At 36.4% G+C, this 13,126-nt stretch carries 10 protein-coding genes; 9 read left to right on the top strand and 1 reads right to left on the bottom strand.

Annotation, left to right across the window (positions count from 1 at the left end; translation table 11 throughout):
• Positions 1-78: 78 nt before the first annotated feature.
• Positions 79-1,080 carry a LacI family DNA-binding transcriptional regulator gene (locus B7E05_RS19330; RefSeq protein WP_080875739.1) on the bottom strand — a complete coding sequence of 334 codons (1,002 nt, stop codon included), beginning with the start codon at positions 1,078-1,080 and terminating at the stop codon, positions 79-81.
• A gap of 175 nt (positions 1,081-1,255) precedes the next feature.
• Here B7E05_RS19330 and B7E05_RS19325 point away from each other — a divergent pair, with 175 nt between their 5' ends.
• The 9 genes from B7E05_RS19325 to B7E05_RS19285 all read left to right on the top strand — a co-directional run bounded on the left by B7E05_RS19325 (position 1,256) and on the right by B7E05_RS19285 (position 13,021).
• Positions 1,256-2,275, top strand: a complete 1,020-nt coding sequence (locus tag B7E05_RS19325; protein WP_080875738.1) for a zinc-dependent alcohol dehydrogenase — start codon at positions 1,256-1,258, stop codon at positions 2,273-2,275.
• Positions 2,276-2,761: 486 nt separating this feature from the next.
• Entirely contained in the window at positions 2,762-4,129 is a 1,368-nt protein-coding gene (locus B7E05_RS19320; protein WP_080875737.1) for an alanine/glycine:cation symporter family protein, read from the top strand.
• Positions 4,130-4,759: 630 nt separating this feature from the next.
• The gene (locus tag B7E05_RS19315) at positions 4,760-5,593 is read left to right on the top strand and encodes a sugar phosphate isomerase/epimerase family protein (RefSeq protein WP_080875736.1); all 834 of its coding nucleotides are present in this window, start codon (positions 4,760-4,762) and stop codon (positions 5,591-5,593) included.
• Between the two features lie 18 nt (positions 5,594-5,611).
• The gene (locus B7E05_RS19310; protein WP_080875735.1) at positions 5,612-6,553 is read left to right on the top strand and encodes an aldo/keto reductase; all 942 of its coding nucleotides are present in this window, start codon (positions 5,612-5,614) and stop codon (positions 6,551-6,553) included.
• Positions 6,554-6,773: 220 nt separating this feature from the next.
• Positions 6,774-7,685, top strand: coding sequence for an AraC family transcriptional regulator (locus tag B7E05_RS19305; protein ID WP_179134589.1), 912 nt, complete (start codon positions 6,774-6,776; stop codon positions 7,683-7,685).
• 733 nt (positions 7,686-8,418) lie between these two features.
• Positions 8,419-9,450, top strand: a complete 1,032-nt coding sequence (iolG, locus tag B7E05_RS19300) for a bifunctional inositol 2-dehydrogenase/D-chiro-inositol 1-dehydrogenase (protein WP_080875733.1) — start codon at positions 8,419-8,421, stop codon at positions 9,448-9,450.
• 53 nt (positions 9,451-9,503) lie between these two features.
• Positions 9,504-10,370, top strand: a complete 867-nt coding sequence (locus tag B7E05_RS19295; RefSeq protein WP_080875732.1) for a sugar phosphate isomerase/epimerase family protein — start codon at positions 9,504-9,506, stop codon at positions 10,368-10,370.
• A gap of 215 nt (positions 10,371-10,585) precedes the next feature.
• Positions 10,586-11,968 (top strand): sugar porter family MFS transporter, encoded by a 1,383-nt coding sequence (locus tag B7E05_RS19290; RefSeq protein WP_080875731.1) that lies wholly within the window; start codon positions 10,586-10,588, stop codon positions 11,966-11,968.
• Between the two features lie 144 nt (positions 11,969-12,112).
• Entirely contained in the window at positions 12,113-13,021 is a 909-nt protein-coding gene (locus tag B7E05_RS19285) for an AraC family transcriptional regulator (RefSeq protein WP_245833180.1), read from the top strand.
• Positions 13,022-13,126 lie beyond the last annotated feature (105 nt).

Here is a 13,126-nt window from a genome sequence, read left to right as displayed (position 1 = left end):
ATCGATTTCCTTAATGGTAAATGAATTTTTGATATTTGACAAGTAAAAAAACGAATAAACATAAAGTTGTTTATTCGTTCAATAGATGGGAGCTACGCTGTCACGTTCGATTAATTCCAATTCTAAACGTAATTGCAGTTCAGAAGTTTTAGAATGAATTTTTTGATCTAAGAGTTTTATCGTTTCTTTTGCCATAGTCTGGAGTGGCTGGCGAATAGTTGTAAGTGGCGGGTCCATTAACTGAGCTAGTACTGTATCATCAAAGCCTATAATGGATATATCTTTTGGAACACTTAACCGTTCTTGTTTCGCCAATTGAATTGTTTTTGCTGCGAATAAATTATTACAAGCAATAATCGCTGTTGGAGAAGGGGTTTCCTGCAGTAACTGTTTTATATGCCAATGTTGCTCTTTAAATGTGGAGGTTGTTTCTACAAATAAAGTATTCCTGCTGTTCATTTCCGGTAGACCAGCGTCAATAACTGCTTGCTGACATCCTCGTACTCTCTCTTTATTTCCCCAGACGGGTTTAGCTATAATAGCCAAATTTTTATGATGATGGTCAATCAAATAGTTTGCTGCTTTATAACCGCCATAATAGTTATTAACCGATATGCTGCTGATATTTTGGGATGGAAATTCTCGTGTAATACCAACAATTGGCTTACCGGCTACAACTTTTTTAATGTCATCAATTTCTTCCATTCCTGAAGCGATGATAATGCCATCAACGTTATTTTTTAAAAACATTTTGAGATAACTCAGTTCTTTTTCTTTTATATAATCTGTGCTGCTTATACTAAGACGATATCCGAGATGATTTGCTTCGTCTTCCAGCAGTCTTGCCAAATCTGAAAAAAAGGGATTAGCAAGGTCAGGGATAAGCAATCCAATTGCTTTTGTTTTATTATTTCTCAATGCAGAGGCGATGCCACTCGGTTCATATCCTAATTCTTGAATGTGATAGTTAACACGGTCAATTGTTTCTTTACTAATACTTCCGGTGTTATTAATAACTTTTGAAACAGTACTTTGAGCTACACCTGCTGCTTTAGCGACATCTTTAATACTTATTCTCATTTTAATCACCTGTATCTTGTTAAATTATGGACTTAAAAAAAGCTTGCTTTTTAAATATCTTTATCTTAGGATAGAGAAAACGATTTCTTTAATGTGTTTATGTTTTAATTATATTTTACATTATTAGAATTCTTTTGTCTGTAAAAAGTTATTTTATAAAAAAGGAGATGAAGAAATGATTGGTTTAGTGAAAAAGGGGAAAGGGGAAGATTCCCTCGAATTGATGGAATTTTCTTTAAGAAATCTTTCGGAAAACGATGTATTAGTGAAAATTCATTATACTGGTATATGCGGAACAGATCTCCATATAAAAAAAGATGAATATCCTGCAGAATATCCTGTTGTCTTAGGTCATGAATTCTCTGGTGAAATTGTTGAAAAGGGTAAAAATGTTCGTGAATTTCAACTAGGGGATCGAGTAGTATCTTTAACTGCTGCAGTGACATGTGAGAACTGTGAATACTGCGAACAGGGGATGTTTATGTTATGCGCCCAGCGAAAATCTATTGGTTCTGGAATTGACGGTGCTTTTTCTCCGTATTTAGTTTTGCCTGCATCACTTTTATATCATATTCCTTCAAATATTTCTTATAAAGAAGCTGCTCTTAGTGAACCCTTGGCGTGTGTAGTACGATGTGTGGTTGAGAGGACGGATGTAAAGGCAGGTCAACAAATTATAGTTTCTGGCCCTGGAACGATTGGTTTATTAACGATGCAGGTAGTTCAAGCACATGGAGCGCAAGTAAAGATGCTTGGTACTTCTGAAGATTTAGAACGCTTACAGTTAGCTGAAAAACTTGGCGCTGAAGAAACCATCATAGTAGATACAAAAGAAGGAAGCCAAAGGCTAAAAGAGTTAGGGGACAGTGCTGATATTGTTTTTGAGTGTTCTGGAGCTGCTCCTTCAGCAATGACCTGTTTATCAATAGTGAAAAAACAAGGCCATTATACACAAGTAGGTTTATTTGGGAAGAATATTGAATTCGATTTTGATGGCGCTTTAAAAAAAGAAATAACCTTTTCAAATGGTTATGCTTCGGAGCCTTCTTCATGGAGAATAGCGCTTCAGTTAATGGAAAAGGGGCAAATTGATTTAAAGTCTCTAGTTTCTGACATTTATTCTCTGGAAAACTGGGAAAAGGGTTTTGAAAAAGCCGAGTCAAGAGGAGGGTTGAAAGTGTTATTATCGCCTTAAATGAGAAGATATAGAATGGATGATAGTCCTAATAAGGAGTTAACGAACCAAAATTTATTCTAACCATAGCATGTCGTGCCCCTCTTGTCATCCATGTTAGAACATCATCTTAAGAAACAAAAAATCTTATATACCGGTGGAAGGGGCTAAAGACTGAGAAAAAGAACACTATAGTTTATTATAGACAGTGCTTCTGTTCTCTCCTGTTTTGATATGACTTTTTCAAATGAGGATTACTTACAGTTTTTGAAACATATCCTAATTCGGATGCATTGTCTCATATTACTTAATAAAAAAACGCATGAAAGAGCGAACTGGCTTCATTTCATGCGTTTTTGCATGCAGTTGCTGTTTAGGGTCAGATGACTTTCTATTTCTTCAATTTCTCATAGCTTTTTTATTTATCTTCATGTAAAATAAATACAATTACTTTTAGTTACATTATTGCGAAAAAACAGATTTTAAAACAAGGGGGGAGATGAGGAAATGGAAAGGGTACAGGGAATTGTTGATGCAGTTAATAGTGCAGTATGGGGACCGGTCACACTTGTATTAATTGTAGGGACAGGCATATTTTTAACTTTTCGGCTTGGTTTTATCCAGGTGAGAGATTTACCTTATGCACTTAGGTTAACTTTTAAAAAAGGAGATAAAAGCCAAAAAGGGGATATATCCCATTTCCAATCGTTGATGATTGCTATGGCAGCAACACTCGGAATAGGGAATATGACAGGGATTGCATCTGCTATATTGCTCGGTGGTGTCGGTGCCTTATTTTGGATGTGGCTGGCTGCATTTTTTGGTATGGCTACGAAATATGGGGAAGCTATTTTAGCTGTGAAATATCGTACCGTGAATCATAAAGGGGAAATATCCGGCGGGCCGATGTACTATATTGAAAAAGGTTTAGGTTGGAAATGGCTGGCTATTCTATTTGCAATGTTTGGTTTTCTGGCATCCTTTGGAATAGGGAATATGACACAATCCAATACGGTTGCTGGTTCTTTGCAAGCTACTTTTAATGTTAACCCATGGGTCACAGGTATCGTATTAATGTTACTTACGGCTTTGGTTTTGCTTGGCGGGATTAAAGGAATTGGAAGGGTTACGGCTATATTTGTACCATTTTTGGCTTTATTCTATTTAATTGGCGGACTTATCATTGTTGTTTTAAATATTACGGAAGTTCCTGCTGCGTTCGCTGTAATTTTTGAAGCAGCATTTAATCCGGAAGCTGTCGGCGGCGGTGCTATCGGTCTAGCGATTCGATACGGGATTGCCCGCGGGGTTTTCTCCAATGAAGCTGGTCTCGGATCGGCTCCAATTGCAGCGGCGGCAGCGAAGACGGATTACCCTGGAAGACAAGCGTTGGTATCTATGACGGGAACATTCCTTGATACGATTGTTGTTTGTACCATTACGGGGCTTGTTATCGTGATGAGCGGACTTCATTTACAATTTGGAGGAGATGCAGCACCGGTGATTACTGGAGAAGCATTTGACTTTTTCTTGCCGGGAGTAGGGAACTATATTGTTGTATTCGGTCTTATTTTCTTTGCTTATTCAACGATTCTAGGCTGGTCCTATTATGGAGAGAAATGTTTCGGTTATATTTTTGGGGATCGAAATACGATCTATTATAAAATCATCTTCTGTCTTATTGTATTGTTTGGTGCTGTGCAATCCGTACAATTAGTATGGGATATCGCAGACATTTTCAACGGATTAATGGCAGCCCCTAACTTGATTGCGCTTTGTTTATTATCAGGCGTGATTGTATCAGAAACAAATAAGTTTAGAGAAGTACGGAAAAAAGAGAAAGAGGAAGAAAAGGAGCGGAGATTGGCTGGTTAACAGCTATAGTTATAAGTGTTGAATGCTAAAGTGATAGGATTTTCTATTGAATATATAAATGAAGAAACTGAGGTGAAATCAGTGAATATAAAAAGTGACTTCCAGTTTTGTGGAAGTCACTTTTTATAGTTTCTATCATATAGAATTATTTGTAGTTATACAGTCCATTCTGAAAGATTACCTATGGTCTTCGTTGACATATTCATAACATCCTCTTCAAGTGATGCGAAAATACTGTATGAAAGGGGGATTATCATTTTCAAGCTGACTATCATTTGATTAATGAATTTTTTACTTTCTAATAAGGTTGCTTCATGAACCTGGCAAATCTTTTCTATGGTACTTATTTTATCAATGCATGAATCACGTATAAATTTTCAATTTGTAATGTTTATAATCATATTGGCACTATAATACAAAAAAGAGGCATCAAATTATAAATATTTATCCTGTTTTTTGATTTAAACTAAAAAATAATAAAAAATTAACAATAAGATAATAATAACTTACTGTTATTTTTTATGTAAAATATCTCTTCAATAATAATGCAAGCGCTTTAACTAAAATGTATTACTGGGCATAAAGCAAAAAAGTGATATTTTGCTTATTGTCCATAAGGAGGACTAAAAAATGAAACTTTGCTACAACCAAGCAACAACATTAGAGAATTCAAACCTTGCAAAAGATCTCGAATACTGTGAGAAGCATAGCTATGACTATATCGAGATTCGCACGATGGATAAATTGCCGGAATACTTGCGAGACCATTCAATGGAAGAATTACAAGATTATTTCCAAAACCATCATATTAAACCAATCGCTTTAAATGCGCTGGTATATTTCAATAACCGTGAGGATGAAGAACAAGTCATCGAAGAATTTAAAACGATGGTGAATCATGCAAGTAAGCTGGGAGCTGCTTATGTGGTCGTGGTGCCATTAGTAACTGAACAGGCGCTTCTTAAGGAAGATATTAAAGCGAGTGCAGTCAACATGTTGAACCAATTCGCGGATATAGCAGAAGCACAAGATGTGAAGGTGGCATTGGAATTTGTTGGGCATCCGGAATGTACAATTAATACCTTTGAACAGGCTTATGATATTATTGATACGGTAGATAGAAAAAGTGTCGGGTTAGTTTTTGACTGTTTTCACTTTCATGCAATGAATTCAGATTTTGAATTTTTGAAGAAGGCAGATGGAGAGAAAATCTTTATTTTACATATCGATGATACCGAGGATTACCCTGTCGGAGTACTTCGAGACGAGCATCGTGTCTGGCCGGGGGAAGGTGTTATTGATTTGGAGAAGCTGTTGCAGACAGTAAAAGAGATTGGTTATAAAGAAGATATTGTCTCTGTTGAATTGTTCCGTCCAGAGTATTATCAAATGCCTGCGGAGGAAGTGATTCGAAAAGCAAAAGAAACGACACTGGAATCTATCGCAACTAGTATTCATTCATAGATTAGAGGAGGAGGACACATGGTACAAAAAGTGCAGATTGCAAAAACAGATTTAGTTGTTAACCCAATAGGATTAGGAACCAATGCAGTTGGAGGTCATAACCTATACCCGAATCTCAAGGATGAACAAGGAATGGATATGGTTCGGGATGCCATTAATCACGGCGTAGATTTTTTAGATACTGCTTTTATCTATGGACCGGGGTATTCGGAAGAGTTAGTAGGAAAAGTCGTGAAAGACATGGGCAAGCGTCAAGAAGTAGTCATTGCCACAAAGGCTGCTCATAAGTTTGTAGATGGACAGGTGCAGTTTGATAATTCTCCGGCATTTTTAAAGCAAGCTGTAGATGATGCATTAAAGCGTATGCAAACCGATTATATTGATTTATTTTATATCCATAACCCGGATGAAAATACGCCTAAGGATGAGGCGGTTGGTGCATTGAAAGAATTGAAGGATGCAGGAAAAATTCGTTCTATCGGTGTTTCCAATTTTTCATTGGATCAGTTAAAAGAGGCAAACAAAGACGGATATGTGGATGTCGTCCAAGATTTATATAATTTGATTCAAAGAGATGCGGAGCAAAATTTTTTTGATTATACGAAAGAAAATGACATCTCCTTTATTCCATTCTTTCCGCTTGCTTCTGGGTTGCTCGCTGGCAAATACGATAAAAATACGACGTTTCCAGAAGGGGATTTACGCAATGGTTTTGACCATTTTCAGGGAGAGTCCTTCCGGAAGAATCTTGCTAGGGTAGAGAAGCTGCGAAAGATTGCCACAGCTAAACAGGTAGAAATTCCTCATTTAGTATTAGCTTGGTATTTGGCTAATGATGCAATCGATGTTGTTATTCCTGGGGCAAAGAATGGCCTGCAAGTACAAAATAACCTGCAAACATTAGATGTTGCTATTTCAGATGAAGAGTATAAAGCAATCAGTGATATTTTTGCTTTGTGAGCTGCTGGATGGATAATAAATGGCTGTTACTTATTATTTAGGTGACAGCCTCTGTTTGTTCTTACACAAAGGACTCAAAAAGCTTGCTATCAATATGAATTGGAACACCTCTAACTATATGTTTGACAACACTTGATTCCGGATGCTGTAAAAAAACTCCTTATCTTTTATAATGATGCTCCAGAGCTTTTTAACTGAATGGGAAAGGTTGTATAAAAGGATGAAAAATCTATTTGAAGGAAAAAAAGATTTAAATAAATATGTTACTTCCATTTCGATCTATGGAGCAGAATTTCGAGTTTACTACTGGGGTGGATGGCAACGTCATTTTGGCACAAAAGAGCATGTACATAGTTTTTTCGAGGTATCTTATGTATTTGGAGGAAATGGAGAATACCAAGAAAGAAAAGTTAGTTATCCGCTGGCTCCACATTCCCTTATTTTAACGCGGCCTAATTATGAACATAAAATTTCCAGCGAAAAAGGAATGTACTATTTATATTTTGCGTTTGAATTAAAAGAAAGTGAACCAGCTAATGAATGGAGACATTATATACAAGAATTGCAGCAAGAAGCGCAGCCTGTTATTTATTCTCAAGAAGAAGCGATACATGCCTATTTGTGGAAAGCACTCTATCAGTCTGCGATAGACGTGGAACATAGATGGAAAGAAGATATGCTTAAACAGCTTGCTTCTAATTTACTACCTGCTATATTTGACTCCTTTTACCCATTACCTAAACAGGAAAACAGTTTAAAAGAAGATGATGATTTTGATGAACGAAAGGTAATTGTCTATCGAGTTAATCTCTATATTAAGGACAACCTGCAAAAAAATCTCAAAATATCAGAAGTTGCAGATGATTTCTATGTTTCTAAGCGCCATTTGTCCCGTTTGATTAGAGAGGAGACTGGAAAGACATTTACTGAAATTTTACAAGAAGAACGGCTTAGTTTAGCTACGGAATATTTACGAGGTACCAAAATGTCAATTAAAGATATTGCAACAGAATGCGGATTTTCCAGCCTTCATTATTTTACAAAAGTATTTACGCAGATTATACGAACTCCTCCAGCTAAATATAGAAAAATATATCAGGATACAATGGAGTCTGAATTTAAGGAGAACTGACTAAGATAAATACAAAGGCTTTTTACAAAGAATATAAACATACTGAAGGAAGCAAAATTTACCTTCGTTTCATCGATAAATCCTTTCTCTGCTCAATAACGTTTCATTTCAGTGAAATCTCTTGTAACAGAAAAAGAGATTACAGTTTTCTTGAAAATAAAATATATATGTAATCAAAAACCCTTTCCTAAACTAAAAGCTGGGAAAGAGTTTTTTATGTAATTAAACTTATGCTTCAAATGTAATTTAATCTTGAAAAATGCTGTCCTATCTTGCGTTCGTGTATAGAAAAAATAGTAACTGACTAGTTTTTGTAGACAAAATATATTCATTGGATACCAATTATTCCCTTGCTAAATCAACATTAATTCTTTCTGTGTCCTGAAAATGCAAAAAAATGGCTGAATTATACAAATACAATTTAAATATGTTTCTCTATAATATACCAATAGATATGATTACTTTATGGGTATGTTTTGATTATCTACTAATTAATATTTAAAAGGTAATTGGTTTAAAAAAATACAATATTCCCTGTACAAAAGAATGTATCACTGATTACTAGAAAGCGAGGATGTTTTCTGTATTATAAAACTTTAAAATAGCAAACTAACGTCTTTTACAAAAAGAAAACGCATTCATATCGCTGGTTAACTGTATAGAGAATGAATAAGTGGTATTTCTACAAAGTAATTTATATTTTAATCCAATGAATGAAAGGATAGGTAACTTTATGGCTTTAAGAATAGGTGTTATTGGAACGGGAGCTATTGGACAGGATCATATTCATAGAATTACACACTCTCTGACAGGAGGAGAGATTGTCGCTGTAACCGATGTAAATAGTGAACAGGCACATGCAGTTGTGGAACGTGAAAGTCTGCAGGCGAAAGTGTACGATAATGGTCATGATTTGATTCAAGCGGATGAAGTAGATGCAATCATTGTCACATCTTGGGGGCCAACTCACGAAGAGTTTGTGTTAGCCTCTATTGCAGCTGGAAAACCTGTATTTTGTGAAAAGCCGCTTGCTACAACAGCAGAGGGATGTAAGCGAATTGTAGAAGCTGAAATGGAATATGGGAAACATCTAGTACAGGTAGGTTTTATGAGACGATATGATAAAGGATATCGCACGTTGAAACAGGCTGTCGACAATAACAAGGTTGGTGAACCATTGATGCTGCATTGTGCACATAGAGCGCCTTCTGTTACGAATTTTAGCGGCGATATGGCGATTACGGATTCTTTTGTACATGAAATTGATGTGTTGAGATGGTTGATTCAGGATGATTATGTTTCTACACAGGTTATCCAGCCAAGAAAAACAAATCTTGCGGAAGAAGGGTTGCAAGACCCAATTATTATATTATTAGAAACGAAAAAAGGGATTCGTATCGATACAGAAATTTTTGTTAACTGTCAATATGGATATGATATCCAATGTCAGGTTGTCGGAGAAACTGGTATAGCTAATCTACCAGAACCGCTTAGTATTCAAATGCGCAGTCAAGCCAAGCTTTCCACTGATATTTTAGTAAATTGGAAAGAACGATTTATCGAAGCCTATGATGTTGAATTACAAGAGTGGATCAATTCTACAGTCAACGGTGAGGTACATGGTCCGTCAGCATGGGATGGCTATGTGGTTGCGGTGACAACGGATGCAAGTATTGAAGCGAAACAAACAGGAAAAATCGTTCCAATAGAAATGCCTGAACAGCCTGCTTTTTATCAAAACTCTAAGGCAGAACATACCGTTTAAAGGTGATGAAACAAAAAGAGTATCAAAATAATTTTTTAAAGGAGATGAATAGGATGCGTTTAGCTTATGATCCATCACACTATCGTGATAATACGAATTTGAGAGATACGATTGAGAATGTTGCCCGGTTAGGTTATGAGTATGTAGAGCTTTCCCCGCGGGAAGATTTTATCTGGTTCAATCAATATCCAAAAGTGGATAAGCAGATGATCAAAGATTTAAAGAGATATTGCTCCGATGCTGGAGTGCAAATTTCATCGGTACTGCCTGTACAGCAATGGTCTTCTCCTATAGAAGAAGTAAGGGAAGCTGCCGTACGAAATTGGAAGCGCTGTATCGAGATTACCTCTGAATTAGGCGTCGATTTAATGAATACGGAATTTGCCGGAGATAAAACACGTCCGATAGACAGTGAAGCCGCATTCGTGAAATCAATGGATGAATTGATGCCTCTTTTTGAAAAAGAAGGAATCAGGTTAAATATTCAATCACATCCGCATGATTTTATTGAACTGAATACGGAAGCGGTTCGTATGATACGCGCATTGGATAAAGATTGGATTAAACTGGTTTATTCTGTTCCGCATGCTTTCTTCTATGATGATGGTATTGGTGATGTGGAGCAGCATTTGGAGGAAGCTGGCGACCTGGTTGACCATGTATTGATTGCAGATACACTTAATCATAAAGCTGCGTTTGGACTGCGCTATATTATTAATCCTCCTGGTGCCAATGTAACAATTCATCAGCATTTAAATCCTGGCGAGGGTGAAATCAATTTTGATGCATTATATAAGAAATTAAGAGAAATGAAGTTTGATGGGATTGTGACAAATGCAGTATTTGCTTATCCGGATCGCCCGGAATGGTCTAATGAATTAACGTTGAAATCTATTAAAGAGGGTTTACATCTGGATTAATGAATAGCAAATAAAAATAGAGGATTAGAGATACAGTCGTTAACTTTATAATATCAAGTATACATAACGGTTTGTATGCTTGATATTCCCCCCATAAAAAAGATTGGTTGGAGTATTCATTTTAAACTATGTATAAAGGAAGCGGTTTTATATAATTGTAAGCGCTTAATTTGATGTGTGCTTCAAAGGGGTATCTCTAAGGGAGGAAGAAGAAAGTGAATAAAAAACAAAACTCGTTTTTAATTAAAGTTATTATGGTTTCAACATTAGGTGGGCTTCTTTTTGGATATGACACAGGTGTCGTAAACGGTGCGCTGCCTTTTATGGCTGAATCACTTGATTTAAATTCATTTACACAAGGATTGGTAGCAAGTGGACTTCTTCTTGGAGCGGCAATTGGTGCTGTGACTGGTGGAAGATTGGCTGATTATTTAGGACGCCGTAAAAATATTGTTTATTTAGCCCTATTATTCTTTTTTGCTACGCTTGGTTGTACACTTGCTCCCAATATAACTGTCATGGTTATTTCTCGTTTTGCATTGGGACTTGCAGTAGGGGGAGCTTCTGTAGCAGTACCAGGTTATTTGGCTGAAATGTCTCCTGCTAACAAAAGGGGAAAATTAGTAACTGTTAATGAGTTGATGATTGTATCAGGGCAACTTATAGCCTTTATTGTGAATGCTATACTTGGTAACATGGCGGATGTCATTCCGGAAGTATGGCGTTATATGTTAGTAATTGCAGCGATTCCAGCAGTATTGTTATTCTTTGGAATGTTAAAAATGCCAGAAAGCCCTCGTTGGCTTGTATCAAAAAATCGAACAGATGAAGCTTTAGAGGTTCTTCGCAGAGTTCGCAGCGAGGAAGAAGCACAGCTTGAGTTGAATGAGATTAAAGAAACCTTTGCGAAAGAAAATGAGAAAGAAAGAACAACGTTTAAGAACATGCTTCAGCTAAAATGGGTACGCCGTATTTTATTCCTTGGAATTGGTATTTCACTTGTGCAGCAAGGTACTGGCGTGAATTCGATTATGTATTACGGAACACAGATCCTCCGGGATGCAGGTTTTGCTACGCAAGCTGCCTTAGTGGCAAATATTGCTAATGGAGTTATCTCTGTATTAGCAACTTTTCTTGGAATTTGGCTCCTTGGTAAAGTTGGCCGGCGCCCTATGCTGATTGTCGGACAAATTGGAACAACCAGTGCCTTGCTTCTTATTGCGATATTTGGAAATGTGCTTGTTGATTCTGTTACGCTCCCTTATGTTGTCCTAACATTAACGGTGACGTTCCTTGCATTTCAACAAGGTGCTATATCTCCGGTAACGTGGCTGATGCTGTCAGAAATATTCCCGACCCGTTTCCGTGGTATAGGAATGGGAACTGCAGTCTTCTGTATGTGGATTTTTAATTTCTTAATTAGTTTAGGGTTCCCGGTATTGCTGGATAAAACAGGTTTATCTGTCACGTTCCTAGTATTTGTTGCTTTAGGAATTTTATTGATTACTTTTGCGGCAAGATATTTGCCGGAAACCAAAGGGCTGACATTAGAACAGCTGGAACAGCGCTTCCGAAAGTATGATAAGCAAAATGCTTAAGGTAATCCGTTAAGGTCATGGAGAAATATAGTTAAGTATTTCAAAATAGGGAAATACTTGACTATATTTTATGTTTTAGGCTAATTTAAATAAAAAAAAGTAATTGAAAAAGTGTATCAGAAATGAAATCGGGAGGGATTTTATTTGAATCTACACAGATTTGTTTCAGGGAAAAAGATGCTAAATCAAAGCGTTCATCGTTTGGTCTATAACGGAGCAACGTTTCACGTTCATTACTGGGGAGTTGTTCCTAAACATTATAATACTTCTCTGCATAAACATTCTTTTTTGGAGATATGCTATGTAATTGATGGAAAAGGAGCTTATTTGGAGAATGATTGTGTATATGCTCTGCATAAAGATGTCATGTTTTTCTCAAGACCGAAAGTTTTACACCAAATACAAAGTGATGAGGGGTTAGCACTTGTATTTGTTGCATTTGAATTAATCGAATCGGAATCTAGTAAAGAATGGATAAATATAATGGATAAGATTAAGCGATGTCAGCAAATGGTTATCGAGGTGCAAGAGGATACAACGGCTAGCTTACTCTGGAAAGCTTTGCTTATAGAATCAATCAAACAAAAAAATGGTTTTTCTGAAGGCATGTTATCCAATATATCTGCTTCCCTTCTTATCTCCTTATTACAAATTTTTGTTCCTAATCCACGTGTCAATGGTCAAGTAGATATATCTGAAAATTTCTCGTCTATCCTTGCTCAAGCTAAATTATTTATTAAAGATAATTTAGTCAATGATTTAAAGCTTTCACATGTTGCAAACCACTTGCACATATCTGGCAGGCACTTGTCCAGGATATTTGTAACTGAGTTAGGTATTAATTTTTCAAAATTTGTTCAAAAAGAACGAATCAAACGGGCAGCAATATTATTAAAAACGACCGATTTATCTATTAAAGACATAGCCAGGGAAACAGGTTATATAGATGTGCATTATTTTACAAGGGTTTTTACCGATGCAATGCAAGAGCCGCCTGGCCGTTTTCGAGCACTTTATATGGACTCTGAAAAAATTATTTATACGAGTGATTAAATAGAATCCCCCTTTATTTGTATAGAAGTGAAGGGGGATTCTATGTCTTTAAAATCCAAAAATCACGTAAAAGTCGTCTGGATAAGATAAAGACATTTGCTATTT

The organism is Oceanobacillus timonensis (assembly GCF_900166635.1).
Classification (GTDB): Bacteria; Bacillota; Bacilli; order Bacillales; family Amphibacillaceae; genus Oceanobacillus; species Oceanobacillus timonensis.
The sequence above is the reverse complement of the archived record's forward strand: the minus strand, read 5'-3'. Positions and strand labels throughout refer to the sequence as shown.

Excerpts from the sequence above, each read along its gene's own strand:
- B7E05_RS19330 (WP_080875739.1), bottom strand. The coding sequence starts at position 1,080 with ATGAGAATAAGTATTAAAGATGTCGCTAAAGCAGCAGGTGTAGCTCAA.
- B7E05_RS19325 (WP_080875738.1), top strand. The coding sequence starts at position 1,256 with ATGATTGGTTTAGTGAAAAAGGGGAAAGGGGAAGATTCCCTCGAATTG.
- B7E05_RS19320 (WP_080875737.1), top strand. The coding sequence starts at position 2,762 with ATGGAAAGGGTACAGGGAATTGTTGATGCAGTTAATAGTGCAGTATGG.
- B7E05_RS19315 (WP_080875736.1), top strand. The coding sequence starts at position 4,760 with ATGAAACTTTGCTACAACCAAGCAACAACATTAGAGAATTCAAACCTT.
- B7E05_RS19310 (WP_080875735.1), top strand. The coding sequence starts at position 5,612 with ATGGTACAAAAAGTGCAGATTGCAAAAACAGATTTAGTTGTTAACCCA.
- B7E05_RS19305 (WP_179134589.1), top strand. The coding sequence starts at position 6,774 with ATGAAAAATCTATTTGAAGGAAAAAAAGATTTAAATAAATATGTTACT.
- iolG (WP_080875733.1), top strand. The coding sequence starts at position 8,419 with ATGGCTTTAAGAATAGGTGTTATTGGAACGGGAGCTATTGGACAGGAT.
- B7E05_RS19295 (WP_080875732.1), top strand. The coding sequence starts at position 9,504 with ATGCGTTTAGCTTATGATCCATCACACTATCGTGATAATACGAATTTG.